Genomic DNA, 25,642 nt, shown 5'->3' with positions numbered 1-25,642 from the left:
CAGGGGGCGCACCGCACTCCTCTGGCGCGTGCAGAGGGAATCGTACCGAGCCGAGGGCCCCCATTGCGAAAGGGCCGGTTTCCGGCCTACTCCCCCGCGCACGCCTCCTCGAACGAGTCCACGTTCTCCTGGAGGGACTTCATCAGCCGGTCGCGCTCCTCGTCGTCGACCTGCACGGGGACGACGTGCGAGGCCCCGGTCAGCCGCCGGAAGCCGCCCCGGCTCTCCAGCCGCCCCTCCACCCGTACCGGCAGCCCGACCAGGTGGGCCTGGCCCGCGATCCGGTACGCCTCCTCGTCCAGCTCGATCCTGACGTGCGGCACCTCGGCGCCGGCGAGCACCCGCAGCCTTGCGATCCCGGCCCCGCGCGGCCCGGACCGGCGCAGCCGGACGACGGCGCCGGTGATCCGTACGGTGACGGCGGGCTCGTCGCGCAGGTAGCGCGCACTGGCGCGGCGCAGGGCGGGCAGGTCGCCCGGGGAGAACTCGACGGGCTCGGGGCGGGCGGGGCAGCCGTCGGGCGTTCCGGCTGCGGGCGCCCAGTCCAGGGCGACGGCGGCGCCCTCGGAGCCGCGGACGAGGGCGACGAGCGCCTCGGTGAGTTCGCGGCTGACGCCCGCCGCGACGGCGTTGTCGAAGGCTTCCATGCCGCCGGTGGCCCGTTGGTAGTCGACGGCCTCGCGGGTGGCGTGCAGGGCGTGGTGGAGGCGTACGGCGACGGGTCGGCCCGGTGCGACGGGGACGAACGCGGTGAGTGTGCGGCCACCGGGGGCGGGGCCGACGAGGACGGGGCCGAGGGCGGCGAGGGCGCGCCTGCGGCGGCGGGCGCCGTGGTAGCCGGCCCGGCCGCGTACGGCGAGGGCGCCGGCGAGCAGGATCTGCCGGGCGGCGCCGTGCAGCCGTTCGGCGCCGAGCCAGTCGGCCGCCCCGGCGGCGGGTTCCGGGACCTCGCGCCGCCAGCGGATCTCGTCGCTGGGGACGGTGAGGGCGACCAGGACCTCGCGGGCGGAAGGGTGGGCACTGCGGGCGAGCGCGGTCAGGGCCTCGCCCAGCAGGTCCTCACTGTCGGGAAAGGCCCTGGTGCGGGGGACGAGCAGGCTGGCGGCGCCGCCGGGCGGCGTCCAGCGGCTGTACGGGCCCTCTCCCCCGCCGCGCCGCTGCCAGCCGTGCCGGGCGAGCAGGGCGCCCAGGACGGCCGGCTCGACGTGGGCCGGGTCGGGCAGCGCCCAGGAGGGTGCGGCGGCCTCGCCGTGGAGGTCTACGGGCTCGTGCATCAGGGTCTCCCTCCCGCCCCGACGCGGGTCATGATCTCGCAGAGCGCCCGGTCGTCGAAGACGCGCGAGGTCAGGAGCCGCACGGTGGTCCGGTGGCGGCCGGTCACGGGGTGGCCGGCCAGGTTGGTCCAGTAACAGCAGTGCCGCAGGTCGAGGCTGTCGGGTCCGGCGCGCAGCCAGTCGTCCTGGCTGCGCGGTACGAGCATCACGACGAGGATCTTGTGCACCGAGACGGGTGTCCGGGCGAGCTTCACGAGGTGGGCGTTGTCCAGCGTGAAGGAGAAGGTCCGGCCGGGTGGCCGGGACGGTATCTGGTAGGTGCACTTCAGCTGGACCTTGATGGTCACCTCGTCGTCGACGACATGGCCGGGGGCGCCGTGGCTGACGTGCCAGTCGATGCCGTTGTCGGGGAAGGGCTGCGACAGCGAGCAGCCCGCCGCGGCGGCGACGGCGTGGAGGTAGCCCACCTGGAGGGTCTCCATGCAGGCGGTGGTGGCGAGTGCTCCGCGCAGCGGTGCCGTCCGCTGGGGCAGCAGCCCGCTCGGTTCGGGCTGCGCGAGCGCCATGGCTCCGTAAGCCTTCCGGGCCGTACCGATGGGGATGAGAGATGCCGGGCGGTCAACTTCCGCTGCCGGTACTTGTGTTGTCACCGTATGGAGCAGCCCGCAAACGGCGTATCAGGCAAAGGGTGCGGGTATCACCGAACCGGGCAGGGGTATCACGCCATCTGCCGCGCGTGCGCGAGGAGTTCGGGGATGACTCATTGGTACGAAGGACCGCTGGCCGCTTTCGACACGGAGACCACGGGTGTGGACGTCGAGGAGGACCGGATCGTCTCGGCCGCCCTCGTCGTCCAGGACCGGGCGGACGGCCCGGTGCGGGTCACCCGCTGGCTGGTGAACCCGGGGGTGCCGGTGCCCCCGGGTGCGACGGAGATCCATGGGCTGACCGACGACCATCTGCAGCGCAACGGCCGGTGGCCGGCGCCGGCGGTGGAGGAGATGGCCCGGGCGCTGGCGGAGCAGTGCGCGGCGGGCCGGCCGCTGGTGGTGATGAACGCGCCGTTCGACCTGACGCTGCTCGACCGGGAGTTGAAGCGGCATCGCGCCTCGTCGCTGGGCGCGTATCTGGAGGCGTCGCCGTTGTGCGTGCTGGATCCCCGGGTGCTGGACAAGCATCTGGACCGCTACCGCAAGGGCCGGCGCACGCTCACGGACCTGTGCGAGCTGTACGGGGTGCTGCTGGACGGCGCGCATGACGCGGCGGCGGACGCGGCGGCCTCGCTGGAGCTGGTCCGGGCGGTGGGACGCCGGTTCACGGCCAGGCTGGAGCGGCTGACGCCGGCGGAGCTGCACACGCTCCAGGCGGTGTGGCACGCGGCGCAGGCGCGGGGGCTCCAGGCGTGGTTCGCGCGGAGCGGGACACCGGAGACGGTGAACCCGGCCTGGCCGCTGCGCCCGGAGCTGCGTACGGCGGCGTGACGGGCGGGAGCGGCCGGACACGCAGAGGCCGGCCCGTCGGTGGTGCTGACGGACCGGCCTCTCCCGGGGTGGGCGATACTGGGTTCGAACCAGTGACCTCTTCGGTGTGAACGAAGCGCTCTCCCACTGAGCTAATCGCCCGGGAACGGGTTGAACCATACAGGGCCGGGCGGCCGTGGTTCAAACCATGCCGTCCGGCCCGCGCCGTGCTCGTACTCAGGCGGGGATCTGAGTACGTGTGCCCATGTCCGCCGGGCGTGGCGCGCAGCACACTCGCGTCCATGGAACATGTGCCGCCGCCCGCCGAGGAATTGGCGCTCCTCGATAGTGAACTGGTCCGGCTCGACGCCCGCCGGGCCCAGCTGCTGACCCGACGCGCCTGGCTGGTGCAGGTGCTGAGCACCGCCACGGCGCCGCCCGCCGCCGGTCCCGGCCCGCGGCCGGAGTCCGCGGGCCCCGCGGCGGGGGCGTTCGGCCCGCCGGTCGCCCCGGCTCCCGCGCGCGGCGTGCAGAACGTGCTGCTCGTCCTCGGCGGGCTGCTGCTGACGGTCGCCGCGCTGGCGTTCACGCTGGTGAGCTGGGGTGACATGGGGATCGGCGGGCGCAGCGCGGTCCTGACGGCCCTGACGGCCGCGGGGCTGGGCGCGCCGGCGCTGCTGTTGCGGCGGAAGCTGTCCTCGACGGCGGAGGCGCTGGCGGCCCTGACCTCGGTGCTGATGGTGCTCGACGCGTACGCGCTGTACGTGGCGGCGATGCTGGGTGCGGACGGTGCGGGGTACGCGGGGACCGCCGCTGCGGTGCTCGCGGTGCTGTGGGCGGTCTACGGGCTGCTGCTGGACCGGCTGCGGCTGCCGCTGCCGCTGGCGGTGTTCGCCGCGCAGCTGCCGCTGGTGCTGTGGACGTGGGCGGCGGGCGGCGGCCCGTTGTGGTTCTCCGGGGCGTTGCTGGCGACGGCCGCTCTGGACGGTGTGGTGGCCCTGCGGGCAGGGCGGGCTTCGGTGCGGCTGATGGCGTGTGTCGCCCTGTGTGCGACGGGCGGGGCCGGGCTGCTGCTGGCGCTCGGGGAGTCGCTGACGGCGTCCGGGCCGGCGGACGCGGTGGCGCCGGGGGCACTGCTGCTGGCGGGTGCGGCGCTCGCCGTTGCGGGTGCCCGTGGTGCTCGGCTGCCGTTCGCGGTGGCCGGGGGTGTGGTCGCCGGGCTGGCGGCCGTGGCAGCGGTGGGCGGAGTGCCCGCCGCCGGACTGCCCGACGGCTGGCCGGTGCCGGCGTACCTGCTGTGCGCCGGGGTGCTGCTCTTCGCCGTACGGGCTCCGCTGGGGGCCGGGGCGGTCCGGGGGCTCCGATGGGCGTCCGGGTCGGTGACGGCCGGCGCGGTGCTGGTGTCGCTGCCCCCGGTGACTGTGGTCGCGGCGGGCCCGGTGGCCCGGCTGGGCGCGCTGTGGTCGGGCGTTCCGCGCGACGGGGTCCGGGGGGCGGTGGGGGCGACGGACCTGCCGTGGGCGGAGATGGCGTACGCCCCGGTGGTGCTGCTGCTCGCGGCCGTGGCCTGCGGCGCGGCGTTCCGGTGGTGGGAGGGGCTGCCGCGGTGGGCCGGGCCGGTGACGGCGCCCGGGCCGGCCTGGCGCGGTGCGGCGGGCTCGGCGGCCGTGGGACTGGGCTGGGCGGGGCTGATGGTGCTGCCGGCGGCTCTGGACCTTTCCTTCGCGGCGGCGCTCGCGGTGCAGCTGGTCCTGGTGGTGGCGGCGTTCGGTGTCGTGGTGGGCGCGCTGCGGGGCGGTGCGCCGGGCGTGGCGCGGACGGCCGGGGTGGTCGGGACGGGCGGTGCGGTGGGGGCCGGGCTGCTGGCGCTGGCGACCGAGGCGGCCACGTACACGGCGTTCGGTCTGCTGGTGGCGGTGTTCCTGGTGCTGGCGGTCGCGCTGGACCGGCAGGAGGGTGCGTCGGCGGTGGCCGTGCGGGCGTCGGCGTGTGCTGCCGTGGTGTGCGCCGCGGTGCTGCCGGCGGCGCTTGGGGCCTCGCTGGAGCTGGCGGTGTACGAGACCGCTCCGCTGCTGCTGGTGGTCCCGGCGGTGACGGTGCTGCTGGGCGCCCGGCTGAAGGGGCACCCGGTGGCGCTGCCCGTCGAGGTGACCGGCGCGGCGGCGGGTGCGGCGGCGGTCGCGGCGGCGGCGGGTGACGCGCGCTTCCTGGCGCTGGTGCTCGCGCTGTGCGGGGTGCTGGCGGCGGGGACGGCGCTGCGGCCGGAGCGCCGTCCGTTCGCGGGGTACCTGGCGACGGGGCTGTTCGTCCTGGCGGCCTGGGTGCGGCTCTCGCTGTCCGGGGTGTCGGCCCCGGAGGCGTACACCTTGCCGGTGACCGTGCCGGCGCTGGTGGTCGGGGTGCTGCGCCGCCGCCGGGACCCGTCGGCCTCGTCGTGGACGGCGTACGGGGCGGGGCTCTCGATGACGCTGGTGCCGTCGTTGGCCGCGGCCTGGGCGGACCCGCACTGGACGCGTCCGCTGCTCCTGGGGGTGGCGGCCCTGGTGATCACGCTGACGGGTGCGCGGCTGCGGCTGCAGGCGCTGCTGGTGCTGGGGGGCACGGTGCTGGCGCTGGACGCGCTGCACGAGCTGACGCCGTACGTGGTGCAGGTCGTGGGCGCGCTGCCGCGATGGGTGGCGCCGGCACTGGCCGGGGTGCTGCTGCTCGCGGTGGGGGCGACGTACGAGAAGCGGCTGCGCGACGCCCGGCGGGTGAAGGAGGCGCTGGGGCGGATGCACTGAGCATGCGAACGCCGACGGCCCGGAAGCTTCGAAAGCTTCCGGGCCGTCGGTCCGGGGTGGGCGATACTGGGTTCGAACCAGTGACCTCTTCGGTGTGAACGAAGCGCTCTCCCACTGAGCTAATCGCCCGGGCGCACGCCGAACATTACCCCATGTCAGCGGTGCCCCGTGACCACCTCGGGGGTCACTCGTGGATCTTCCAGGGCATGACTATCCCGAACTTCCACACGTAGATCCCGACGAGCACCGCGATGATCACGAGCCCGACGACCGTGAGGATGATGTTGCGCCGGCGGACCTTGGGGTCGAGCGCCCGCTGGGCGGCCTCGGTGACCTTGCGCCGGGTCCAGCGCAGCACCAGCTGGGCCCAGACGAACTCGGTCGCCCAGATCGCCATGCCTCCGAAGATCACCAGCCAGCCGGGACCGGGCAGCGGCAGCATGATGATGCCGGCCACCACGACCGCGAGGCCGACCACGAAGACGCCGACCTGCCAGCTCAGGTGGAGCGCCCTGGACGCCTTGATGAAGCCGGGCGCCCTGGAACCGAGCGGCGGGTCCTCCTTGGTCACTCCCGGTATGACGTCCCCCGTCGCGTCGCGGGGCGCTTCCCCCGCCGCGGAAGCCGGTTCCGCCGCCGCGGCGGCACCGTCCCGCTCGTCACTCTCCGCATTCATGGGCTCAACCTACCGGACCGCCGCGCGTCACTGGAATGGCCGCATGACCCAAAGTTACACACCGCTGTACGAGCTACCCGAAGAAACACAAAACGGTCAGAGGGGTTTACAACGGCACCGTAGGTGGCATGTCGATTTCGCCGACGTGCGAATCCCCGAGCGCACACTGAGCGAAAGGCCCTGGCGCTTATGAACACCACGGTCAGCTGCGAGCTGCACCTGCGCCTCGTTGTGTCGAGCGAGTCCTCACTGCCTGTACCCGCGGGCCTGCGGTATGACACGGCCGATCCGTATGCCGTGCACGCCACCTTCCACACCGGAGCGGAGGAGACGGTCGAGTGGGTTTTCGCCCGTGACCTCCTTGCCGAGGGGCTGCACCGGCCCACCGGCACCGGAGACGTCCGCGTCTGGCCATCCCGTAGTCACGGCCAGGGCGTCGTCTGTATCGCGCTGAGCTCCCCAGAGGGCGAAGCACTGCTCGAGGCCCCGGCACGGGCCCTGGAGTCGTTCCTCAAGCGGACCGACGCCGCGGTTCCACCGGGCACCGAACACCGTCACTTCGACCTCGATACGGAGCTCTCACACATCCTGGCCGAGAACTGAGCCAGGCCGAGAGCTGCACGACGCCGTCCGACTCGGGGAGACGGCGTCGCGCGGACAACCTCATACGGCTGACACCGGCGCCGGTGACCACGGATCCACCGTGGTGACCGGCGCCGGTCCGCGTTCCGGCCGAGCCAGTAGAGTCGTCCGGCATCGGCGGGCACCCGTCCGCCGGAGGCCAGGGAGCGAAAGCGTGCTGATCCCCCACGACACCCGGATCGCCCTCGACCTAGTGGTCGATCTGGTGAACACCGCGCCGGAGAGCGAACCGGAAGGGGACGGGGCACCCGCCGACGGGCTGCCCGACACCGCGGCGCTCCACACGTTCGCCGTACGCCACCGGGTCAGCGGGGTCGGCGCGCTCGACGAGAAGGACCTGCGGGCCGTGCACGACGTGCGCGCCCGGTTCGCGGAGGTCTTCGCGGCCGGGGACGCGCGGACCGCGGCCGGGCTGGTGAACGCCCTGGTCGCGGCCGCCGGCACCACGCCGCAGCTCACCGCCCACGACGGCTACGACTGGCACGTGCACTACTTCTCGCCGGACGCCTCGATCGCCGATCACCTGGCGGCGGACTGCGGCATGGCCCTCGCCTTCATCATCGTGGCGGGCGAGACGGAGCGGCTGCGGCGGTGCGAGGCACCGGACTGCCGGCACGCCTTCGTCGACCTCTCGCGCAACCGCTCCCGCCGCTACTGCTCCAGCCGCACCTGCGGTAACCGTCTGCACGTGGCCGCGTACCGGGCGCGCCGCAGGGAAGCGGCCGGCTGACCGCTCACAGCATGAAGAGATCGTGCAACGCGGCCATCAGCAGCAGGGTGCCGATGACCGTGAGGAAGATCATCAGAGGGGGCTGGGAAAGCGCGAAGAGGCAGCCGCGCGGCTCTTCGCCAGGGGGTGCGGGGGCGTCGCCCCGGGAGGTGTCCACCATTTCGGGACGATCATGACGCAGTCCGAAGGGTGCCGCGTACCAACATGCCTCTTCAGGAGGGGAGTTCACCCGTCATGGGGGCGTCGTTAATCGCTCCGGCGTCCGATCGCCCGACATGCTTTCCAACCCTCCGCTCCCCCCGCCTCGGTCCGGCGGCTCAGCGGAGTTCGCGCAGCTTCCGCAGCTGGGCCTGGCGGTGGACGCCGGTGCCGCCCTCGTGGCCGTTCCAGGGGTAGATCTCGATCTCCTTGGGCCCGGCCCAGCGGTTGTAGGCGGCGAAGACCGTGGAGGGCGGGCAGATCGCGTCCATCAGGGCGACCGAGTAGAGCGCGGGCACGGTTGCCCGGGCGGCGAAGCTGACGCCGTCGAAGTACGACAGGGTGCGGAACACCTGGGCGCCCGCGCCGTGCTGGGTGGCGAGGAAACGGACGATCTCCTGGTACGGGTCCTCGTCGGTGATCTCCACGGCACGCCGGAAGTGCGTCAGGAACGGAACGTCGACGAACGCGGCCTTCACGTGCGGGCTGAGGGCCGCCACGGCCTGCGTGATGCCGCCGCCCTGGCTGGCGCCGTTCACGACGATGCGGGCGGGGTCGACGGCCGGGTGGCTGCGCGCGACCTCGACGGCGCGCACCGCGTCGGTGTAGACGCGGCGGTAGTAGTACGTCTCCGGGTCGAGGATGCCGTTGGTCATGAAGCCGGGCGCCTGCGGATTTGCGGCGCCGTACGGGTCCGGGGTGGCACCCGCCGAGTGGTGGTTGACGGCGCCCTGACCCCGGGTGTCCACGATCAGCGCGGCCCAGCCGGCCGAGGGCCACACCAGGTGGTCGTGGGGCAGCCCGCGCCCGCCGCTGTAGCCGAGGTAGTGCACGACGGTCGGCAGGGGGCCCTCGGCGCCCGCGGGGACGTTCAGCCAGGCACGTATCCGGTGCCCGCCCCAGCCGGCGAATGACACGTCGTACGAGTCGACGGCGGCCAGCGCACCGTCGTACGGCGCGAACTCGGCGTCCAGCGGGTGGGCGGCGGCCTCTTCGAGGGTGAGCTGCCAGAACGCGTCGAAGTCCTCCGGCTCGTCGGGGTCGGGGCGGTAGGTGCGCAGTTGGTCCAGGGGCAGGTCGAACAGGGCCATGGCGTCTCCGTCTCGGGCATGCGGAAGGGGGCCGTCCGCCGCACGCGCCACGCGTCCCGCCCCCGGTTTCGTGGGGCCGGAGCGAATGGATTCACGGCCCAGCGGGACGCTATGCGGCCTCGCGAGGCATGGTCAAGGAGTCCCCCGCGAAACGATTCACCTGGTGAGACGACGTGAGCCCCGCCGCGGGGGTGCGGCGGGGCTCGGCGCTCCGGACGGGTCCGGACGGCTCCGGGGTCAGATGCCGTGCTTCTTGAGGATGGCCTCGATGTCGCTGAAGTCGTCACCGGATCCGGACGCGGCCGACTGCTTCTCCTGCTTGCTCCGCGGGCGCGTGCCCGCGGCCGACGAGCCGGCGCCGAGCGAGGGGGCCGATGCCCCCGGGGCCACTGCCTCGTCCCGGGCGGCGCGGGCAGCCGCCCGGCGCTCCTTGCGGCTGCCGCCGCCCCTGCGTTCGACCGCACGCGTGATCATGAACAGCAGCCAGGCCACGCCCAGCAGGCCGAAGCCCAGCCAGACGCTCGGCTTGAAGGCGATGTCCGACACCCACTTCACGACGCCCGTCAGCACCAGGCCGACCGGCACCAGCGAGTAGGCGGCGATCCTCGTCGCGGTGAGGAACCGCTTGCGGTACGCGGTGACGGCCGCGATGCCCAGGCCCGCCGCGGACACCGCGGAGCAAATGGTCTCGGCAAGCATCGGTGCCTCCTGGCGCGGGGGGATACGTCCCTTCCATCCTGCACCGGTCACCCGGCGGGCGGCCATGCCCCGGGTCCGTATCAGGGAGATCTCAGGGGCCGGGCTCCTCCCCAGGTGCCGTACGGGCGGTGCCGGGAGGAGGCGGGGGCGCGCGCCCTGCGAGACTGGCCCCATGAGCGATTCCTCCACCGCCGCACCGGTCGTCCTCGACGTCTGGTGCGAGCTCCAGTGCCCCGACTGCCATCTCGCCCTCACCGATGTGCACGCCCTGCGGGCCCGGTACGGCGACCGGCTGGAGATCCGGCTGCGGCACTTCCCGCTGGAGAAGCACAAGCACGCGTACGCCGCCGCGCAGGCCGCCGAGGAGGCCGTGGTCCAGGGCAGCGGATGGTCCTACATCGAGGCGGTCCTCGCCCGAACCGACGGCCTCGGGGCGCGGGGCGAGAAGCTGCTGGTCGAGGTGGCCGGGGAGCTGGGTCTCGATGCCGAGGAGTTCGACACCGCGCTCATCGACGGCCGGCACATGCTGATCGTCGACGCGGACCAGGCCGAGGGCAAGGCGATCGGGGTGACCGGCACGCCGACGTACGTCATCGACGGGGAACGGCTGGACGGCGGCAAGAGCCAGGAGGGGCTCCGCGAGCGGATCGAGGAGATCGCGGACCGGCTGCTCGCCGGGGAGGGCTGAGGCCCGGGCGGGCGCCCTACAACGGTTTGGCCGGGTAGGACCTGGTGAGTTCGTAGCCGAGCGACTCGTACAGCCGCAGGGCCGGGGTGTTGGCCGTGACGACGTGCAGGCCGATCCGCGTCTCGCCCGCCTCCAGGGCTATCCGCTCGGCCTGGAGCATCAGCGCCCGCCCGTAGCCGCGTCCCCGGAAGGCCTCGCGCACCTCCACGTCGAAGACGTAGGCGACCCGCAGACCGGGGTGCATCTCGAACGGCGACACCCAGACGTTGCCCACGATCCCGCCCTCGTTGATCAGCTGGTCCAGCCGCGCCCCCTCGGTGGCGAGGCCGTCCGGCAGGTAGCGGGCGTGGGAGGCGCGGGACATCTCCAGCGCCCGTTCCCGGGGGAAGCCCCGGCTGATCAGGCTCTCCGCATACCCGGCGACCGCCTCGCCCTCCCAGACCGCGAACTCCTCGGGCGTCATCGGGCGCCCGGTGAGACCGGCGGGCAGGACCGGCGGCTGCTCGGGCAGGGTCTTGAGCATGTGCCGGCTGCGCTCGGTGTAGCCGAGGGCGTCGGCCATCCGCTGCCCTGCCATGTCACCGGCGGCCACCTCGGTGAACACCTGTGTGCAGCCCCACCCGCGCAGGATCTCCTCCGCGGCCAGCGCGGCGATGGTGCCCCTGCCCCGGCGGCGGACGGCCTCGTCGATCCGCAGGTCCTTGACGGCCCCCGTGGCCCCGCCCGCCCCCGGTTCGAGGGTGAGCGTCACGGAGCCGACGGGGCGCCCGTTGTCGCACACGTCGTACGCGCGCCGCTGTGCGCCGTCGGCGCCTGGCTGGATCGGCCCGGACGGCCGCAGTGTCGTCGTCATCAGAGGGGTTCTATCCCCCGTGCGTGGGCCTGTCACCCGAATTTGCCGAGACCGGGCGGGCGGCGGCCGCGACGATCACGGGTCGATGTCGTCCGCGGCCCGCTCGTCGAACACGCGCATCGCCTTCGCGGTCACCGGTCCGGGCACGCCGGGCAGCTCGCGGCCGTCGACCCGGTGCACGGCCTGGACGTCACGCAGGGTGGAGGTCAGGAAGATCTCCTCGGCCCGGTCCAGGACGTCGAACGGCAGGTCGGTCTCCTGCGCCCCGGTCCACTCCACCGCGAGCGCCCGGGTGATGCCGGCGAGGCAGCCCGAGGCGACGGGCGGGGTGTGGAGCTGCCCGTCGAGGACGACGAAGACGTTGGAGCCGGTGCCCTCGCAGAGCCGGTCCGCGGTGTTGGCGAACAGCGCCTCGGACGCGCCGTGCTCGTGGGCGCGGGCGAGGGCGACGACGTTCTCCGCGTACGAGGTGGTCTTGAGGCCGGTGAGCGCGCCGCGTTCGTTGCGGGTCCACGGCACGGTGACGACGGCCGTGGTGTCGGGGCGGCGGCTCACCCCGCCGAGCGCGACGACCAGGCCGGGGCCCTCGTCGCCCCGGTCGGAGCCGAGCGGCGAGATGCCGCCGGTGTACGTGATCCGCAGCCGGCCGAGCTCCACCGGGTTGGCGTCGACGACGGCGGCGCAGGCGCGGCGCACCTCGTCGAGGTCGGGGTCGGGAAGGCCGAGGCCCCGGGCGGACCGGGTGAGGCGGTCGAGGTGGCGGGTGAGGGCGAAGGGGCGGCCCCGGGTGACCCGGAGCGTCTCGAAGACGCCGTCGCCGACCGTGAGTCCGTGGTCGAGCACGGACACCCGGGCGTCGTCGGCGGGGCGCAGCTCGCCGTTGACCCAGATCCTCATGGTGCGGTCCTTCCGGTTGCTTCGTATGCGCCCGACGCTACAGCGAGCAGCCTGGACGCCTTGAGTTCGGTCTCGTCCCATTCGCGTTCCGGATCGGAGCCCCAGGTGATGCCGGCGCCGGTGCCGAAGCGCAGGAGGGGGGCGGGTCCGGTGCGGTCGGTCCAGAAGGTCCTGATGCCGACGGCGAGCGAGGCGGTGCCCCGGTCGGCGTCCACCCAGCCGATGCCGCCGCAGTACGGGCCGCGCGGGGCGGTCTCCAGTTCGCGGATGATCCGCAGGGCGCTGGACTTGGGCGCGCCGGTGACCGAGCCGGGCGGGAAGGCGGCGGCGAGGATCTCCGGCCAGCCGGCGCCGTCGGCGAGGCGGCCGCGCACGGTGGAGACGAGGTGGACGAGGCCGGGGTGCTTCTCGACGGCGCACAGGTCGGGGACGGTGACCGATCCGGTGGCGCAGACCCGGCCCAGGTCGTTGCGGACCAGGTCGACGATCATCACGTTCTCGGCGTGGTCCTTGTCGAGCAGGTCGGCCTCGGTGCGGCCGGTGCCCTTGATGGGCCCGGACTCGATCGTGCGGCCGTCCCTGCGGAGGAAGAGTTCGGGGGACGCGGTGGCGATCTCGACGCCGTGCGCGGGGAGCCGAATCGTTCCTGCGTAGGGGGCGGGGTTGCCGCGCGCCAGCAGGGCGGTGAGGGCGTCCACGTCCGCCGCGCCCCCGTCGGGCAGCGGAGCGCTCAGGACGCGGCAGAGGTTGGCCTGGTAGACCTCGCCGGTCGCGATGTACGCGCGGATGCGTCGTACGCCTTCGGTGTAGGCGTTCCGGTCGAGCGAGGTGGTCCAGTCGCCGGCCGCGGGGCCGCGCCAGGCGCCGGGGACCGGGGCGGGCACGGCCTCGGGGCGCACGGTGTCGAAGCGGGCACAGAGCAGGGAGCCCTCGAAACCGGCGCACACCGCCCAGAATCCGGACGAGTCGAGGGCCGCGGGATCGCTGGTCACGTCCCGCAGACCGGAGGCGAAGAGGCCGCCGAAGCGGGCCATGGGAGCGAGGTCGTGCACGTTCGTGAGTGTAGGGCGGCGCGCGGTGAGCCGCGCCGGGGCGAGCGCACCTCAGCACGCTGCACAAACGCGTTTTTGTACTGGCCCCGGAATCCGCTAGAGTTCAACACGTCGCCGGGACGCGCAAGCGGACCGGGAATGACAAGCGGACGTAGCTCAGTTGGTAGAGCGCAACCTTGCCAAGGTTGAGGTCGCCAGTTCGAACCTGGTCGTCCGCTCGCAGAAGGTGGGGATCTTCACCGGTCTCCCGCCCCTGGTGGAGTGGCCGAGAGGCGAGGCAACGGCCTGCAAAGCCGTCTACACGGGTTCAAATCCCGTCTCCACCTCCAAGGACGATTAGCTCAGCGGGAGAGCGCTTCCCTGACACGGAAGAGGTCACTGGTTCAATCCCAGTATCGTCCACTGATCCGCAAGGATCGTCGGTCCGCGAGGATCACCCGCGCGATTAGCTCAGCGGGAGAGCGCTTCCCTGACACGGAAGAGGTCACTGGTTCAATCCCAGTATCGCGCACGCAGTACACGCAGGTTCACCTGCGCGATTAGCTCAGCGGGAGAGCGCTTCCCTGACACGGAAGAGGTCACTGGTTCAATCCCAGTATCGCGCACTGTCACGAAGCCCCGGTCGTCTCGGCGACCGGGGCTTCGTCGTGTTCGCGTGCGTACGAGCGGGGCGGGCCCGGCCGGAGCCGGGGCCCACCGGGCACGGTCAGGAGGAGAAGAGCATCCGGCCGAAGCTCTTCTGCCGGTAGTGGCCGTGGTGGCCGCCGTGGTGCGGGGCGCCCCAGGCGGGCGCGGGGGCGGAGGGGTACGCCTGCGGCGGCGCGGGCGGCGGCGGGGCCTGCTGCGTCCACTGGGATTCGATGCGCGTCAGCGTCTCCAGCTCGCCGTAGTCCAGGAATATCCCCCGGCAGCCACTGCACTGCTCGATCTGGATGCCGTTGCGGTTGTACGTGTGCATCTGTGCGTGGCACTTGGGACACTGCATGTTCGGGCTCACTCCTCGCCGTTGGATCGCCGTCGCCGGAATGCATGCCCGCCGACGGTCGGTTCACCCTACGACGTGTGTTCGGCAGCCAACTCGGGCGGGAGCGAGGCAATTCGGGCACAGGCGTCGGTCATGACCCGTTCCACCTCATCCGGAGCCCGGCCCTCCGCAGCGGACTTCGCCCATGCGAGTGCGGCGGTCTGCACGGTCAGCGCGCGGGCCGGCACGTCCAGTGCGGGCCAGGGGTCGCCGTCGCCGGGTACGGCGGGGCCGCCACCTGCCCGGTAGGCGTCCAGGAAGCGGAGCCAGACCTCCGGCGGCAGCAGCCCGGCCGCGTACCAGGCCGCGGGCCGCGCGAGGTCCCAGGCGGGGTCCCCGAGGCCGGCGTCGTCGACATCGATGAGCAGCCAGGAGCCGTGCGGGGCGGGGTGGCGTACGAGCTGGCCCAGGTGCAGGTCGCCGTGGCAGAGGTACGCCCCCCGGCCGGCCGGGGACGGTGCCTCGCCCCGTGCCCAGCCCGGCAGCCCGTGCCAGGCGGTGAGCACGGGCTCGACGGCCGGGTCTCCGGGGCGGGCGGTACGCATCCGGGCCACGGCGAGCGCGGCCTTCACCGGCCCGCGCATGGCGGGGAGCGGCCTCCGGACCTCGGTCCGGTGCAGCCGCGCGAGCAGCGCCCCCGCCTCCTCCCAGGGCGCGGCGTCCGGATCGCCGGGGTCGACGGGCTCACCGTGGGGCCAGAGGGTGACGGGGCGGCCGTGCAGCTCGGCGGGGTCCGTGCGGGGCAGGGGCGCGAGCAGGGTGGCCGCGTGTTCCGCACCGGCGGCCAGGCCGAGCCGTGCGGCCAGGTCGGCGGTGTCCGTACCGGCGGCGTGTGCCTTGGCGACGACGGGCCCGCTGCGGACGACGGTCCCGTCCTCCCGGTCGGCGAGCACGACCGGGGGCGGACAGCAACAGCCGCCGGAAGCGTGGGCCGCCCGGTGGGCGAGGTCCCCCAGGTCACGAACGAGTGCGGCGGTCACGCTCTCCCCCCGGTCACATGGACGGGCTGCGGCGGTCACGGGCTCCCCCGGTGGCGGGACGGACGGGCTGCGGCGGTCACGCCCCGGCAGAGCCTACGCGGAGGAAGGGCGCCGGCGGTCCGGGCCTTGGCCGGCAACGGCTCCGGGGGCCGGACCCGCCCCGGCAGGGCGTACGCGAACGGGTGGCGGCCGGAGGCATTCCGCCCCCGGACAGCGCGATGTCCGGTCAGCTCCCCAGCTGACCGGACAAACGCTGCCGTCCGCCGCACCCCCGTCCCCACGGGGTTGTTGGCCGGATGTCCCGGTCCGGACCGCTCTTCCGGACCCGGGGCGCCGCTCAGCGCCCCAGCATCACGCCCACGGACGACGCCTGTGTGACCACTGCTTCCCAGCCGCCGAAGACGACGACGAGCAGGGCCGCCAGGGGAAGGACCATCGCGGTCGCCACCAGCGGGTGGCGCCGGCCGGACGCGGCGTACGAGCTGCGTGTCCGCGTGCGGACCACCGTCCGCGCTGCCGTGTCAGCCATGGTTCCTCTCCTGACCTGTTGTGGGGCGGCGGGCGTTTGACCTCGGGGGACGAGTGCGACGCCCGCCGCTTGACTTCAACATTAGGGATCCGGCCGGAGGGCGGCGTCATGCCCGCGTACCGAATCCCGGGCCTCCCGGAGGATGAGCCGTGCGTGCTCGGCGTACTCCCCTGGGTGGAGACCGGGCTACTCGGGCCCGGGGTCTTCCCTGAGGGGGCGCTCGGAGCTGTCCTCCCTGGGGACCGGCTGTTCGACCAGGGCGAGCACCCTGGTCGCCATGAAGCGGGCCGTGCGCACCACGGACCCGTTCCTGGTGACTTCACTCACTTCGACCACCCCCCGGCGGACCGCGGTCTCCACCCTGCGGCCGGCCCTGGAGGCCACCACTTCGTAGGTCCGGGTGCTGTCCCCGGCGTCCACGACTATCTCGACTCGATCGCCCTTCATTGATCCAATCCCCCTTCTGCGACGGACCTTTGAGATCTCGCACGGGCCGGGGCGCCTGGATCCGCGGCTCCCTGACCACTCCTCAAGTCTCCCACCCGGCACTGACAATCGAATCTCCCGTGAGGGCGCGGCCTCTGAGCGCCCCGGGCGGCGGGTACGTAAGCTGTGCCTCGTCAGGCGTACCAGGCAGCGGGGATGGGCAGACATGGCGATGATGCGGCTCCGGCGCGAGGACCCGCGTGTCGTCGGCTCGTTCAGGCTGCACCGGCGGCTCGGGGCCGGCGGTATGGGTGTCGTCTACCTGGGTTCGGACCGGCGCGGCCAGCGGGTGGCGCTGAAGGTGATCCGGCCGGACCTGGCGGAGGATCAGGAGTTCCGGTCGCGGTTCGCGCGCGAGGTGTCCGCCGCCCGGCGGATCCGCGGCGGCTGCACGGCCCGGCTGGTCGCCGCCGACCTGGAGGCGGACCGCCCCTGGTTCGCCACGCAGTACGTACCTGGCCCGTCGCTGCACGACAAGGTGGCCGAGGAGGGCCCGCTGTCGGCCGCGGAGGTGGCCTCGATCGGGGCGGCGCTCTCCGAGGGCCTGGTGGCGGTGCACGAGGCGGGGGTGGTCCACCGGGACCTGAAGCCGTCGAACATCCTCCTCTCCCCCAAGGGCCCCCGGATCATCGACTTCGGCATCGCCTGGTCGACGGGCGCGTCCACGCTGACGCACGTCGGTACGGCGGTGGGCTCGCCCGGGTTCCTGGCGCCCGAGCAGGTGCGGGGCGCGGCGGTGACCCCGGCGACGGACGTGTTCTCGCTCGGGGCGACGCTTGCGTACGCGGCGATGGCCGATTCACCATTCGGGCAAGGCAGTTCCGAGGTCATGCTGTACCGGGTGGTGCACGAGGAGCCCCAGCTGTTCGATGTGCACGACGCGCTCGCGCCGCTGGTGAGCGCCTGTCTGGCGAAGGACCCCGAGGAGCGCCCGAGCACGCTCCAGCTGTCGATGCGGCTCAAGGAGATCGCGGCGCGGGAGGCCCAGGGGCTGCACGAGAGCCGGCCGCCCGTCCAGCGTTCGGCGCGGGAGGCGGACCGGCCGACCGGCCGCCTGGAGGGCCCGTACACGGAGCAGCAGACCCGCCGGGCCGCCGGTCCGCCGCCGGGTTCGCGTCCGCAGAACCGGCCGTCGGCGGCGCGTCCCGCCGCGGCCCGCACCGGTGGCGGCCGCCCGGCGCAGCAGCAGCCGCGCGGGGGGACCCGGCCGGGTCGGCGTCCGCAGGGCACCAACGGGACGAACGGCAGGCCGGGCACCCGGCCCGGGACCCGGACGACCTCGACGGGCCGGCGTCCGGCCAACCCGAAGCTGCTGCGGCAGCGGCTCGTGGTCTTCGTGGTGGTGACGCTGCTGGTGGCGCTGGGGATCGCGGCGGCCCAGGGCTGTCAGGGCCCGGCCCGTGGGCTGGGCGTGGACCTGGGCCACAGCCAGTCGCAGAGCCAGGGCCGGGGCGAAAGGCCCTAGTTCTCCGGACGCCCCGTGGCCACCGCGTAGAAGGCGACCGCTGCCGCCGCGCCGACGTTCAGCGAGTCGACGCCGTGTGCCATCGGGATGCGCACCCACTGGTCGGCGGCGGCGAGGGCCCGGGCGGAGAGGCCGTCCCCCTCGGCGCCGAGCATGAGGGCCACCCTGTCCATCCGGTGCGGCGCCGCCTCGTCGATGCTGACGGCCTTCTCCGCGGGCGTCAGCGCCAGAAGCCGGAAGCCGGCCTCCCGTACACCCTCCAGACCTCCCGGCCAGGTGTCGAGACGGGCGTACGGGACGGAGAAGACGGCGCCCATCGAGACCTTGACGGACCGCCGGTAGAGCGGGTCGGCGCAGTCCGGGGAGAGCAGCACGGCGTCCATGCCGAGGGCGGCGGCGCTGCGGAAGATCGCGCCGATGTTCGTGTGGTCGTTGACCGCCTCCATGACGGCCACGCGGCGGGCCGTGCGCAGGAGTTCCCCGGCGGCGGGGAGGGGCTCGCGCCGCATGGAGGCGAGGGCGCCGCGGTGGACGTGGTAGCCGGTGACGCGTTCGGCGAGGTCCGGGGCGACCACGTAGACCGGGGCCGGGGCCTCGTCGATGACGTCGCGCATCAGGTCGACCCACTTGGCCGAGAGCAGCATGGAGCGCATCCCGTACCCGGCCTGCCGGGCGCGCCGGATCACCTTCTCGCCCTCCGCGATGAAGAGGCCCTCGGCGGGCTCCTTCCTTCGCCTGAGTTCGACGTCGGTGAGGTTGAGGTAGTCGCTCAGGCGGGGGTCGTCGGGGTCGTCGACGGTGATGAGTTCAGCCACGGTTCTGCTGCTGCCTTGTCCGGTGGGGGCCGACGGTCCCGTGGGACCGTCGGCACTGGTTACTTGGCGCTCGGCGCGGTGTCCGTGCCGACCTCGACGACGTCGCCGATGACGATGACGGCGGGCGGGCGGACCTCCTCGGCGACGACGCGGTCGGCCACCGTCGCGAGGGTCGCGTCGACGCGGCGCTGGGCGGCCGTCGTGCCCTCCTGGACGAGGGCGACCGGGGTCTCGGGCGACCTGCCGTGCTCGACCAGCGCGCGGGCGATGGCGCCGATCTTGTCGACGGCCATCAGGAGGACGAGGGTGCCGCGCAGTCGGGCGAGCGCCGCCCAGTCGACCAGCGAGCGCTCGTCGTCGGGGGCGACGTGCCCGCTGACCACGGTGAACTCATGGGCGACGCCGCGGTGGGTGACGGGGATGCCGGCCGCGCCGGGGACCGAGATCGAGCTGGAGATGCCGGGGACGACCGTGCACGGGATGCCCTCGGCGGCGAGCGCCTGGGCCTCCTCCATGCCCCGGCCGAAGACGAACGGGTCGCCGCCCTTGAGCCGGACGACCGCCTTGCCCGCCTTGGCGTGCTCGATCAGCGCGTTGTTGATGGCCTCCTGGGCCATGTAGCGGCCGTACGGAATCTTCGCGGCGTCGATGACCTCGACGTGCGGCGGGAGCTCGTCCAGCAGGTCGCGGGGGCCGAGCCGGTCGGCGATGACGACGTCCGCCTCGGCGAGGAGGCGGCGGCCCCGGACGGTGATCAGGTCGGGGTCGCCGGGGCCGCCGCCGACCAGGGCGACGCCGGTGGTCCGGGTGCGGTGGTGCGGGGCGGCGATGCTGCCGTCGCGCAGGCCCTCGACGATCGCGTCGCGGACGGCCGCCGAGTGGCGCGGGTCGCGGCCGTGGGCGCCGGCGGTGAGCACGGCGACGGTCACACCCTCGCTGCGGCCGGTGGCCGGGGTCCAGGCGGTGGCGGCTTCGGCGTCGTCGCTGCGGACGCACCAGGTACGGGTGCGTTCGGCCTCGCCGGAGGCGGCCGCGTTGGCCGCGTCGTCGTCCGTTGCGATGAGCGCGTACCAGGTGTCGGTGAGGTCGCCCTCGGCGTATCGGCGGCGCTCCCAGCGGATCTCCCCGGCGTCCGCCATCGCCTCGACGGACGGGGTGGCGGACGGGGAAACGAGGGTGACGTCGGCGCCGGCCGCGATGAGGGCGGGGAGGCGGCGCTGGGCGACCTGGCCGCCGCCGACGACGACTACGCGGCGCCCGCTGAGGCGCAGTCCGACGGGGTAGGCGGGGCGATCGGCGTGCTCGGCCATGGCGGTGCGGGCTCCTCGGGGCGGTGCGGGCTGCGCGGCCGCTGCGGCGGTGGAGCGGCGTGGACGTGGTGGTCGGGGATCACGATACGGGGTGCGCCGGGACGCCTGCGGCGGGCCTTGTCCCCTCCCCGCCCCTTCCCAAAACCGGGGCGCTGCCCCGGACCCCGCGCCTGAAGCACCGAGGGGCTTGAGGAGCGAGGGTACGGGGGCAGCGCCCCCGAAACCGGCGCCGCTACTTCTCCGTCACGCCCGCCGAGTCGAACGTCGCCACCTCGTGCATCGCACGCGCCGCGCTCTGCACGATCGGCAGCGCCAGCAGCGCCCCCGTGCCCTCGCCGAGCCGCAGGTCGAGGTCGACGAGCGGGCGCAGGCCCAGCTTGTTCAGCGCCGCCACATGGCCCGGCTCCGCGCTGCGGTGGCCCGCGATGCAGGCGGCCAGCGCCTCCGGGGCGATCGCGCGGGCTACCAGCGCGGCCGCGCCCGCGCTCACGCCGTCCAGGATCACCGGCGTACGCAGCGATGCGCCGCCCAGCAGGAAGCCTGCCATCGCCGCGTGCTCCAGGCCGCCGACGGCCGCGAGGACACCGATCGGGTCGGCCGGGTCCGGCTGGTGCAGTTCGAGGGCGCGGCGGACCACGTCGATCTTGCGGGCGTGCATCTCGTCGTTGATGCCGGTGCCGCGGCCGGTTACCTCGGCCGGGTCCATCCCCGTGTACACGCAGATCAGCGCGGCCGACGCCGTGGTGTTGGCGATGCCCATCTCGCCGGTCAGCAGGCCCTTGTTGCCCGCCGCGACCAGGTCGCGGGCGGTCTCGATGCCGACCTCGATCGCCGCGTGGACCTCCTCGCGGGTGAGCGCCGGCCCCGTGGTGAAGTCCGCCGTGCCCGCCCGTACCTTCCGGGGCAGCAGGCCCGGCATCGGGGGGAGTTCCGCGACCGCGCCCACGTCGACCACGCAGACCTCGGCGCCGACCTGGGAGGCGAACGCGTTGCACACCGCGCCGCCGCCGAGCATGTTGGCGATCATCTGGCCGGTGACCTCCTGGGGCCACGCCGTGACGCCCTGGGCGTGCACCCCGTGGTCACCCGCGAAGACCGCGACCGCCGCGGGCTCGGGGATCGGCGGCGGGCACATCCGGGACAGCCCGGACAGCTGCGCCGAGATGATCTCCAGCATGCCGAGCGCACCGGCAGGCTTGGTCATCCGCTTCTGGCGCTCCCACGCCTCGCCGAGCGCCTTGGCGTCCAGCGGGCGGATGTTGGAGATCGTCTCCTGGAGCAGGTCGTGCGGTGCCTCGCCGGGCAGGGCGCGGCGGCCGTACGTCTCCTCGTGGACGACCCAGGACAGCGGGCGACGCTTGGACCAGCCCGCCTGCATCAGCTCGGGGTCCTCGGGGAACTCGTCCACGTACCCCACGCAGAGGTACGCCACGATCTCCAGGTGCTCCGGCAGCCCCAGCGCGCGCACCATCTCGCGCTCGTCGAAGAAGCTGACCCAGCCCACGCCCAGGCCCTCGGCCCGTGCCGCGAGCCAGAGGTTCTCCACGGCGAGCGCGGAGGAGTACGGGGCCATCTGCGGCTGGGTGTGGCGGCCGAGGGTGTGGCGGCCGCCCCGCGTCGGGTCGGCGGTGACGACGATGTTGACCGGGGTGTCGAGGATCGCCTCGATCTTCAGTTCCTTGAACTGCTTCGCCCGGGCCTTCGGCAGCGACTTGGCGTACGCCTCGCGCTGCTGCTGCGCCAGCTCGTGCATCGAGCGGCGTGTCTCGGCGGACCGGATGACCACGAAGTCCCACGGCTGCGAGTGCCCGACGCTGGGCGCCGTGTGCGCGGCCTCCAGGACGCGGAGCAGCACCTCGTGCGGGATGGGGTCGCTGCGGAAGCCGTTGCGGATGTCACGGCGTTCCCGCATGACCCGCAGGACGGCCTCCCGCTCGGCGTCGTCGTAGCCGGGGGCGGGCGGCGCGGTGGGCGTGGTGGGCGCCTCTTCGGACGCCTCGGGCTGTACGGGCTCCGCCTCGTCGCTCAGGTCCGGGGTCTCGATGACCTCGGGGCCCGACTCCGGCTCCGGGGCGGACACCTCGGGCTGTATCGACTGCTCGGGCGCGGGGAGCGGGGCGACGGCCTGGACGTCCTTCTCCGGCTGGAGTGCGGCTTCCTGCGCGGCTACGGGGGCGGGCTCGGGCTCCGGGGCCGGTGCGGGGTCCGCCGCGGCGACGGGCTCGGGCACGGCCACCGGCTCGGGCTGGGCCACGGCATCGGCCTCCGGCTCGGCGACCGGTGCGGGCTCGGGCTCCGCGACCGGGGCGGACTCCGCGGCCCGGGCGGGCTCGGGCTGCACGACCTGCGCGGGCTCCACGAGCGGTGCGGCGACCGGCTCGGTGACCGCCGCGTCGGCGGCCGGTGCCTCGGCGGCCGGTGCGGGCTCCGCAGCCACCTCGGGCGCCGTCACCTCGGCAGCCGGGGCCTCCGGAACCGGTACGGCCTCGGGCACGGCCTCGGGCGCGGGCACGGCCTCGGGCGCCGGTACGGCCTCCGGAGCGACGACCGCCTCCGCGCGTGCCGCCGCCTCCGCGACCTGCGGCTCCGGGGCCGGTTCGGCCTCGGGCGCGGGCACGGGCACGGGCTCGGGCGCGGGCACGGCCTCCGGAGCGACGACTGTCTGGGCAGGCTCGGCCTCCGCCGCGACCGCCTCCGCCGCGGGCGCCTCGGGCACGGCCTCCGGCTCGACGGCGACCGGCTCCTCAGCCGTGGCCTCGGCCTGAGCAGGCTCGGACGGCGCGGGCGCGGGTTCCAGTCCGGCGGCCCCGGCCGCCACCGCTTCCGGAGCGACCGTTTCTGCTGCCGGCGTCGACGCCTGCGCCGACCACGCGTTCTGCGGCGGGATCTCGCCGAGCTGCGGGCCCGGGAGGGGCTGCTGCACGGGCTGCGGGTCGAAGTACTCGGGTTCGGCCGTCGCCGGGCCCGCGTGGCGGGCGGCGGCGGCCTGGGGCGGCGCTCCGGCCGGGCCGCGGTCGGCCAGGGAGCGGACTACGCCGGCCCCCGACGTACCGCCGTAGGACGGCTCGGGCGAGGCCGGTCCGCGGTGCAGCGGGCGGCGGACGGGGGCGGGCTGGGGCTGCGGGGCCGGTGAGGGGATGCGGACGGCACCGAGGTCGACGGAGCCGGAATCGCGGCCTCCGGACTCGTGGGCGCCGGGGCCGGTCCCGGGCAGCGGCTCGGCGGCGGCCTGGTGCATCGCGTACGCCGGGACCTGCTCCTGGAGCTGGACGGGGCCCTGGGCGTGCGCCGGGTCGGCAGGCTGGGGGTGGAAGTGCGGCTGGTAGGCGCCCTGCGCGGGGTCCGCGTAGTGGCCCGTGGCCCGGTCCGCCGGCTGGGGTTCGCCCCAGGCGCCCTGGGCGCTGGGCATCAGCAGGAGGTCGTCGTCCTCGGTGGTCTGCGCGGAGGGTTCGAGGTAGGTGTAGGAGTCCGGCGCGGGGACGCCCGACTGCTCCACCGTGCCCGCGTTCTCCGGCAGTCCCTCGCCCGGGATCCGGCCGGTGTCACTCATGCGTTCCCCTCGCCCATCGTCAGTGCTCCTTCGGCCCTGCGCCCGGGACGCCCGGACACGGCACGCGGTGCTCGTCCAGTGGAACGAGCGGGCGCGCCGCGCGGCACGAATCGGTCGCGGACATCCTGCATTCTCGCGGTCGTTCGCCGCCGCGGCAGGTCATTTCGCCACGGCCCGCTGTGGACTGCGCCACGTTGCGCGTCCCAGGGTGTTGCCGTACCACAGCAGGGGCCAAAACGATCCCCTTTTCCGGACATTGACGAACGAAGCGACGAACGTCCTGGAGCGGTGCGACGATCGGCCAGCCTACCTCGCACCGGTTGCCGACGGGTCAGGGGGCAAGGTCCGAACGCAGTGCGGAAAGCAGAAAGACGACCGTGCGTTCGCGCTCCGACCAGGCGGTCGTGTCGAGTTCGACCGACTGGAGGAGCGAGCAGGCGACCGTGTAGCCGTTTTCGGCCAGTGCGGCACCCAGTGCCTCGGCCTCGTCGCGGGTGGAGGCGTGGGTGACGATCCGCTCCGGCTTGCGGTCGGCGACGGCGGTGGCGACGGGGACGCCGCCGCCTCCGATGCGTACGACGTCGGGTTCGGGCAGCCGTTCCAGTACGTGCGGGGCGCGGCCCTCGACGACCTGGAGCTGGACGCCGAAGGCGCGGGCGGCGGCCGTGGTGCGGGCGCAGGCGGCCGGGTCGCTGTCGACGGCGAGGACGGCGGCGCCGAAGCGGGCCGCCTCCACGGCCAGGGCGCCGCCGCCGGAGCCGATGTCCCAGACGAGGTCGCCGGTGCGGGGGCCGAGGTGGGCGAGCTGGGCGGCGCGCAGGACGGGGCCCTCGCCCTCGCCGCTCTCCCCCTCCGGACGGGCGCCCGGGTCGGGGTAGGCGCCCGCGGGCAGGGCCCAGCCGCGTACGCCCTGGGGGTAGGCGGGGTGGCGGCCCGCGATCCAGGCGCCCTCCTGCCGCTCGGGGCCGCCGCCGATGACGATGACGACGTTGGGGTCGCGCCAGACGTGGTCGGCGGCCGTGTCGGAGGTGACGACGGTGACCCGTTCGCGGTCGGTGCCCAGCTCCTCGCAGATGACGAAGGTGCGGTGGACGCCTTCCAGGAGCAGGGCGAGTTCGGCGGGCCCGGCGCCGGGCGAGGTGAGGACGGCGACCTTGTGGTGGGCGCGGCAGACGTTCACGGCGCGGCGCAGCGTACGGGGGTGGGCGACGACCGTCTGGGCGTCCTCCCACGGCATGCCGGCGCGGGCGAAGGCGGTGGCGACGGAGGAGACCGCCGGGACCACCTCGACCTCCAGGCCGTGCGCGGGGGCGCGCAGGGTGCGGACGACGCCGAAGAAGCCGGGGTCCCCGTCGGCGAGGACGACGGCGCTGCCGCGGTGGCCGGCGATGCGGCGGGCGGCGAGGTCGACGGAGCCGAGGCGGATGCGTTCGGCGTTCCGGGGCACTTCGGGCAGCGCGAGGTGGTGGGCGGCGCCGGCGACCAGGGTGGCGGCCGAGAGCGCGGCGGTGGCCGCTCTGGTCAGCGGTGAGCCGTCCCAGCCGATCACTGTGACCCGGTCGGCCATCTTGGTGTCATTCTCCTGGAGTCGTCGCAGGCGGGGCGGGGGTGCCCGGAGGCAGGCAGGGTGAGGTTACCCGGTCCCCGCCCGTGGGGCACCGGGGCCCCGGTGCCCGGCATGATCCAGAGGAAGGGCCCTAGTTCCAGTCGTTGTAGGTGCCGTAGGGGCCGGCGTCGGCGAGCTGTTCGGCGACGCCTTCGAGGTCCTCGGGGAGCAGGCCCCAGACGATGAGGTCGGTGCGGATGTCGGTCCATCCTCCGTCCTCCGTCTGCGAGCGCGCTATGCGGGCGTTGCGCAGGACGCCCTCGCTGATGCAGCCGAGCTTCTGGGCGACCTGCTGGGAGGCGGTGTTGTCGGCGGCGGTGCGCAGTTCGATCCGCTCGAAGCCCTGGTCGCGGAAGAGCCACTGGGCGACGGCGAGGACGGACTCGGTGGCGTATCCCTCGCCGCGCGCCCAGGGGGCGGTGATGTAGGCGGCCTCCGTGGAGAGGGTGTGCCAGTCGGTGTTGCGCAGCCGTACGGAGCCGACGAGGCGCTGGGTGAGGAACTCGGTGACGGCCAGGGCGATCCCGTCGCCCTTGGTGCGGTGTGCGGGAGCGATTCTGCGCACCCAGCGTTCGGCGTCGACCTGGGTGTAGGGGTGGGGCGCTCCGGTCCAGGCGATGACGAGTTCGTCGTTCATCATCTCGATGTACGCGGGGATGTCCGCCATGTCGAATGGGCGCAGCACCAGCCGGTCCGTGCTGATGGAGATGTCCGGGAAGGTGGAAGTCATGCGCAGCTCCATGCCGAAGACCGTGTAAATGCACAGCATGCAGCATCACCTGGACGGCGCGCATGGCCGGGTCCGCACGGCGGAGCCCCGCACCCCCGGGCGGG

24 protein-coding genes and 7 tRNA genes are annotated in these 25,642 nt (G+C 74.1%); 11 read left to right on the top strand and 20 right to left on the bottom strand.

Features of this window, described 5'->3' with window-relative positions; all coding sequences use genetic code 11:
* Positions 1-86: 86 nt before the first annotated feature.
* Both BLW14_RS26610 and BLW14_RS26605 read right to left on the bottom strand, forming a co-directional pair.
* The gene (locus tag BLW14_RS26610) at positions 87-1,274 is read right to left on the bottom strand and encodes a serine/threonine-protein kinase (protein WP_093709684.1); all 1,188 of its coding nucleotides are present in this window, start codon (positions 1,272-1,274) and stop codon (positions 87-89) included.
* A complete protein-coding gene (locus tag BLW14_RS26605) occupies positions 1,274-1,840 on the bottom strand; it encodes a DUF4365 domain-containing protein (RefSeq protein ID WP_093709683.1) in 567 nt (188 codons plus the stop codon). The genes BLW14_RS26610 and BLW14_RS26605 overlap by 1 nt, the downstream gene beginning before the upstream one ends.
* Positions 1,841-2,029: 189 nt before the next feature.
* Between BLW14_RS26605 and BLW14_RS26600 the strand changes: the two genes are divergently transcribed.
* On the top strand, positions 2,030-2,755 hold the full coding sequence (locus tag BLW14_RS26600) for a 3'-5' exonuclease (protein ID WP_093709682.1): 726 nt from the start codon (positions 2,030-2,032) through the stop codon (positions 2,753-2,755).
* Positions 2,756-2,824: 69 nt separating this feature from the next.
* Here the strand turns inward: BLW14_RS26600 and BLW14_RS26595 are convergent.
* A tRNA-Val gene (locus tag BLW14_RS26595) sits at positions 2,825-2,896 on the bottom strand.
* A gap of 140 nt (positions 2,897-3,036) precedes the next feature.
* Here BLW14_RS26595 and BLW14_RS26590 point away from each other — a divergent pair.
* Positions 3,037-5,517 carry an SCO7613 C-terminal domain-containing membrane protein gene (locus tag BLW14_RS26590; RefSeq protein ID WP_093710854.1) on the top strand — a complete coding sequence of 827 codons (2,481 nt, stop codon included), beginning with the start codon at positions 3,037-3,039 and terminating at the stop codon, positions 5,515-5,517.
* A 57-nt stretch (positions 5,518-5,574) separates the two neighbouring features.
* On the opposite strand, the gene BLW14_RS26585 is transcribed toward BLW14_RS26590, so the two are convergent.
* Positions 5,575-5,646: transfer RNA gene (locus tag BLW14_RS26585), tRNA-Val, on the bottom strand.
* Positions 5,647-5,701: 55 nt separating this feature from the next.
* Complete coding sequence (locus tag BLW14_RS26580) at positions 5,702-6,193, bottom strand: TIGR02611 family protein (protein ID WP_093709681.1); 492 nt, start codon at positions 6,191-6,193, stop codon at positions 5,702-5,704.
* A gap of 189 nt (positions 6,194-6,382) precedes the next feature.
* Here BLW14_RS26580 and BLW14_RS26575 point away from each other — a divergent pair, with 189 nt between their 5' ends.
* Positions 6,383-6,796, top strand: a complete 414-nt coding sequence (locus tag BLW14_RS26575) for an SsgA family sporulation/cell division regulator (protein ID WP_003987206.1) — start codon at positions 6,383-6,385, stop codon at positions 6,794-6,796.
* 193 nt (positions 6,797-6,989) lie between these two features.
* Positions 6,990-7,565 (top strand): CGNR zinc finger domain-containing protein, encoded by a 576-nt coding sequence (locus BLW14_RS26570; RefSeq protein WP_093709680.1) that lies wholly within the window; start codon positions 6,990-6,992, stop codon positions 7,563-7,565.
* 4 nt (positions 7,566-7,569) lie between these two features.
* On the opposite strand, the gene BLW14_RS34610 is transcribed toward BLW14_RS26570, so the two are convergent.
* From BLW14_RS34610 to BLW14_RS26560, 3 genes are all read right to left on the bottom strand, one after another.
* On the bottom strand, positions 7,570-7,725 hold the full coding sequence (locus BLW14_RS34610) for a hypothetical protein (protein WP_165946260.1): 156 nt from the start codon (positions 7,723-7,725) through the stop codon (positions 7,570-7,572).
* Between the two features lie 157 nt (positions 7,726-7,882).
* Complete coding sequence (locus BLW14_RS26565; protein ID WP_093709679.1) at positions 7,883-8,854, bottom strand: acetylxylan esterase; 972 nt, start codon at positions 8,852-8,854, stop codon at positions 7,883-7,885.
* A gap of 237 nt (positions 8,855-9,091) precedes the next feature.
* On the bottom strand, positions 9,092-9,553 hold the full coding sequence (locus tag BLW14_RS26560; RefSeq protein ID WP_177154105.1) for a hypothetical protein: 462 nt from the start codon (positions 9,551-9,553) through the stop codon (positions 9,092-9,094).
* Positions 9,554-9,725: 172 nt separating this feature from the next.
* On the opposite strand from BLW14_RS26560, the gene BLW14_RS26555 reads away from it, so the two are divergent.
* Positions 9,726-10,241, top strand: a complete 516-nt coding sequence (locus BLW14_RS26555) for a DsbA family protein (protein ID WP_093709678.1) — start codon at positions 9,726-9,728, stop codon at positions 10,239-10,241.
* Between the two features lie 16 nt (positions 10,242-10,257).
* Here the strand turns inward: BLW14_RS26555 and BLW14_RS26550 are convergent, their stop codons facing one another.
* The 3 genes from BLW14_RS26550 to BLW14_RS26540 all read right to left on the bottom strand — a co-directional run bounded on the left by BLW14_RS26550 (position 10,258) and on the right by BLW14_RS26540 (position 13,025).
* Entirely contained in the window at positions 10,258-11,094 is an 837-nt protein-coding gene (locus tag BLW14_RS26550; RefSeq protein WP_093709677.1) for a GNAT family N-acetyltransferase, read from the bottom strand.
* 75 nt (positions 11,095-11,169) lie between these two features.
* Positions 11,170-11,991 carry an aminotransferase class IV gene (locus tag BLW14_RS26545; protein WP_093709676.1) on the bottom strand — a complete coding sequence of 274 codons (822 nt, stop codon included), beginning with the start codon at positions 11,989-11,991 and terminating at the stop codon, positions 11,170-11,172.
* Complete coding sequence (locus tag BLW14_RS26540; protein WP_093709675.1) at positions 11,988-13,025, bottom strand: chorismate-binding protein; 1,038 nt, start codon at positions 13,023-13,025, stop codon at positions 11,988-11,990. Before BLW14_RS26540 ends, BLW14_RS26545 begins: the two co-directional genes overlap by 4 nt.
* A gap of 163 nt (positions 13,026-13,188) precedes the next feature.
* Here BLW14_RS26540 and BLW14_RS26535 point away from each other — a divergent pair.
* The 5 genes from BLW14_RS26535 (at position 13,189) to BLW14_RS26515 (ending at position 13,648) form a co-directional block, all read left to right on the top strand.
* Positions 13,189-13,261: transfer RNA gene (locus BLW14_RS26535), tRNA-Gly, on the top strand.
* Between the two features lie 37 nt (positions 13,262-13,298).
* Positions 13,299-13,372 (top strand) — tRNA-Cys (locus tag BLW14_RS26530).
* A 1-nt stretch (position 13,373) separates the two neighbouring features.
* Positions 13,374-13,445 (top strand) — tRNA-Val (locus tag BLW14_RS26525).
* 37 nt (positions 13,446-13,482) lie between these two features.
* Positions 13,483-13,554, top strand: a tRNA-Val gene (locus BLW14_RS26520).
* A 22-nt stretch (positions 13,555-13,576) separates the two neighbouring features.
* Positions 13,577-13,648: transfer RNA gene (locus BLW14_RS26515), tRNA-Val, on the top strand.
* 101 nt (positions 13,649-13,749) lie between these two features.
* On the opposite strand, the gene BLW14_RS26510 is transcribed toward BLW14_RS26515, so the two are convergent.
* The 4 genes from BLW14_RS26510 to BLW14_RS26495 all read right to left on the bottom strand — a co-directional run bounded on the left by BLW14_RS26510 (position 13,750) and on the right by BLW14_RS26495 (position 16,023).
* Positions 13,750-14,028: a TFIIB-type zinc ribbon-containing protein gene (locus BLW14_RS26510; RefSeq protein WP_018524183.1), complete on the bottom strand. Its 279-nt coding sequence runs from the start codon at positions 14,026-14,028 to the stop codon at positions 13,750-13,752.
* Positions 14,029-14,096: 68 nt separating this feature from the next.
* Positions 14,097-15,047, bottom strand: coding sequence for a phosphotransferase family protein (locus BLW14_RS26505; protein WP_093709674.1), 951 nt, complete (start codon positions 15,045-15,047; stop codon positions 14,097-14,099).
* Positions 15,048-15,384: 337 nt separating this feature from the next.
* On the bottom strand, positions 15,385-15,576 hold the full coding sequence (locus tag BLW14_RS26500) for a hypothetical protein (protein WP_093709673.1): 192 nt from the start codon (positions 15,574-15,576) through the stop codon (positions 15,385-15,387).
* A 186-nt stretch (positions 15,577-15,762) separates the two neighbouring features.
* Positions 15,763-16,023 carry a hypothetical protein gene (locus BLW14_RS26495; protein ID WP_093709672.1) on the bottom strand — a complete coding sequence of 87 codons (261 nt, stop codon included), beginning with the start codon at positions 16,021-16,023 and terminating at the stop codon, positions 15,763-15,765.
* Between the two features lie 205 nt (positions 16,024-16,228).
* Here BLW14_RS26495 and BLW14_RS26490 point away from each other — a divergent pair, with 205 nt between their 5' ends.
* Complete coding sequence (locus tag BLW14_RS26490) at positions 16,229-17,527, top strand: serine/threonine-protein kinase (protein WP_093709671.1); 1,299 nt, start codon at positions 16,229-16,231, stop codon at positions 17,525-17,527.
* Here BLW14_RS26490 and BLW14_RS26485 read toward each other — a convergent pair.
* The 5 genes from BLW14_RS26485 to BLW14_RS26465 all read right to left on the bottom strand — a co-directional run bounded on the left by BLW14_RS26485 (position 17,524) and on the right by BLW14_RS26465 (position 25,577).
* Complete coding sequence (locus tag BLW14_RS26485; RefSeq protein WP_093709670.1) at positions 17,524-18,342, bottom strand: TrmH family RNA methyltransferase; 819 nt, start codon at positions 18,340-18,342, stop codon at positions 17,524-17,526. The genes BLW14_RS26490 and BLW14_RS26485 overlap by 4 nt on opposite strands.
* A gap of 59 nt (positions 18,343-18,401) precedes the next feature.
* Complete coding sequence (gene cobA / locus BLW14_RS26480) at positions 18,402-19,652, bottom strand: uroporphyrinogen-III C-methyltransferase (RefSeq protein WP_093709669.1); 1,251 nt, start codon at positions 19,650-19,652, stop codon at positions 18,402-18,404.
* Positions 19,653-19,884: 232 nt separating this feature from the next.
* A complete protein-coding gene (cobT, locus tag BLW14_RS26475) occupies positions 19,885-23,202 on the bottom strand; it encodes a nicotinate-nucleotide--dimethylbenzimidazole phosphoribosyltransferase (RefSeq protein WP_093709668.1) in 3,318 nt (1,105 codons plus the stop codon).
* A 331-nt stretch (positions 23,203-23,533) separates the two neighbouring features.
* Positions 23,534-24,769, bottom strand: a complete 1,236-nt coding sequence (gene cbiE, locus BLW14_RS26470; protein ID WP_093709667.1) for a precorrin-6y C5,15-methyltransferase (decarboxylating) subunit CbiE — start codon at positions 24,767-24,769, stop codon at positions 23,534-23,536.
* A 130-nt stretch (positions 24,770-24,899) separates the two neighbouring features.
* Positions 24,900-25,577, bottom strand: coding sequence for a GNAT family N-acetyltransferase (locus BLW14_RS26465; protein ID WP_093709666.1), 678 nt, complete (start codon positions 25,575-25,577; stop codon positions 24,900-24,902).
* Positions 25,578-25,642: the final 65 nt, after the last annotated feature.

It is taken from the genome of Streptomyces sp. 2131.1, from assembly GCF_900105515.1.
GTDB classification, from domain to species: Bacteria; Actinomycetota; Actinomycetes; order Streptomycetales; family Streptomycetaceae; genus Streptomyces; species Streptomyces drozdowiczii.
Note: the sequence above shows the minus strand (reverse complement) of the source record. Positions and strands in the feature narration are given on the sequence as shown.

What these genes read in the sequence shown, in the direction of transcription:
- BLW14_RS26610 (WP_093709684.1), bottom strand. Translation starts at nt 1,274, where the DNA reads ATGCACGAGCCCGTAGACCTCCACGGCGAGGCCGCCGCACCCTCCTGG.
- BLW14_RS26605 (WP_093709683.1), bottom strand. Translation starts at nt 1,840, where the DNA reads ATGGCGCTCGCGCAGCCCGAACCGAGCGGGCTGCTGCCCCAGCGGACG.
- BLW14_RS26600 (WP_093709682.1), top strand. Translation starts at nt 2,030, where the DNA reads ATGACTCATTGGTACGAAGGACCGCTGGCCGCTTTCGACACGGAGACC.
- BLW14_RS26590 (WP_093710854.1), top strand. Translation starts at nt 3,037, where the DNA reads ATGGAACATGTGCCGCCGCCCGCCGAGGAATTGGCGCTCCTCGATAGT.
- BLW14_RS26580 (WP_093709681.1), bottom strand. Translation starts at nt 6,193, where the DNA reads ATGAATGCGGAGAGTGACGAGCGGGACGGTGCCGCCGCGGCGGCGGAA.
- BLW14_RS26575 (WP_003987206.1), top strand. Translation starts at nt 6,383, where the DNA reads ATGAACACCACGGTCAGCTGCGAGCTGCACCTGCGCCTCGTTGTGTCG.
- BLW14_RS34610 (WP_165946260.1), bottom strand. Translation starts at nt 7,725, where the DNA reads ATGGTGGACACCTCCCGGGGCGACGCCCCCGCACCCCCTGGCGAAGAG.
- BLW14_RS26565 (WP_093709679.1), bottom strand. Translation starts at nt 8,854, where the DNA reads ATGGCCCTGTTCGACCTGCCCCTGGACCAACTGCGCACCTACCGCCCC.
- BLW14_RS26560 (WP_177154105.1), bottom strand. Translation starts at nt 9,553, where the DNA reads ATGCTTGCCGAGACCATTTGCTCCGCGGTGTCCGCGGCGGGCCTGGGC.
- BLW14_RS26555 (WP_093709678.1), top strand. Translation starts at nt 9,726, where the DNA reads ATGAGCGATTCCTCCACCGCCGCACCGGTCGTCCTCGACGTCTGGTGC.
- BLW14_RS26550 (WP_093709677.1), bottom strand. Translation starts at nt 11,094, where the DNA reads ATGACGACGACACTGCGGCCGTCCGGGCCGATCCAGCCAGGCGCCGAC.
- BLW14_RS26545 (WP_093709676.1), bottom strand. Translation starts at nt 11,991, where the DNA reads ATGAGGATCTGGGTCAACGGCGAGCTGCGCCCCGCCGACGACGCCCGG.
- BLW14_RS26540 (WP_093709675.1), bottom strand. Translation starts at nt 13,025, where the DNA reads ATGGCCCGCTTCGGCGGCCTCTTCGCCTCCGGTCTGCGGGACGTGACC.
- BLW14_RS26510 (WP_018524183.1), bottom strand. Translation starts at nt 14,028, where the DNA reads ATGCAGTGTCCCAAGTGCCACGCACAGATGCACACGTACAACCGCAAC.
- BLW14_RS26500 (WP_093709673.1), bottom strand. Translation starts at nt 15,576, where the DNA reads ATGGCTGACACGGCAGCGCGGACGGTGGTCCGCACGCGGACACGCAGC.
- BLW14_RS26495 (WP_093709672.1), bottom strand. Translation starts at nt 16,023, where the DNA reads ATGAAGGGCGATCGAGTCGAGATAGTCGTGGACGCCGGGGACAGCACC.
- BLW14_RS26490 (WP_093709671.1), top strand. Translation starts at nt 16,229, where the DNA reads ATGGCGATGATGCGGCTCCGGCGCGAGGACCCGCGTGTCGTCGGCTCG.
- cobA (WP_093709669.1), bottom strand. Translation starts at nt 19,652, where the DNA reads ATGGCCGAGCACGCCGATCGCCCCGCCTACCCCGTCGGACTGCGCCTC.
- cobT (WP_093709668.1), bottom strand. Translation starts at nt 23,202, where the DNA reads ATGAGTGACACCGGCCGGATCCCGGGCGAGGGACTGCCGGAGAACGCG.
- cbiE (WP_093709667.1), bottom strand. Translation starts at nt 24,769, where the DNA reads ATGGCCGACCGGGTCACAGTGATCGGCTGGGACGGCTCACCGCTGACC.
- BLW14_RS26465 (WP_093709666.1), bottom strand. Translation starts at nt 25,577, where the DNA reads ATGCTGTGCATTTACACGGTCTTCGGCATGGAGCTGCGCATGACTTCC.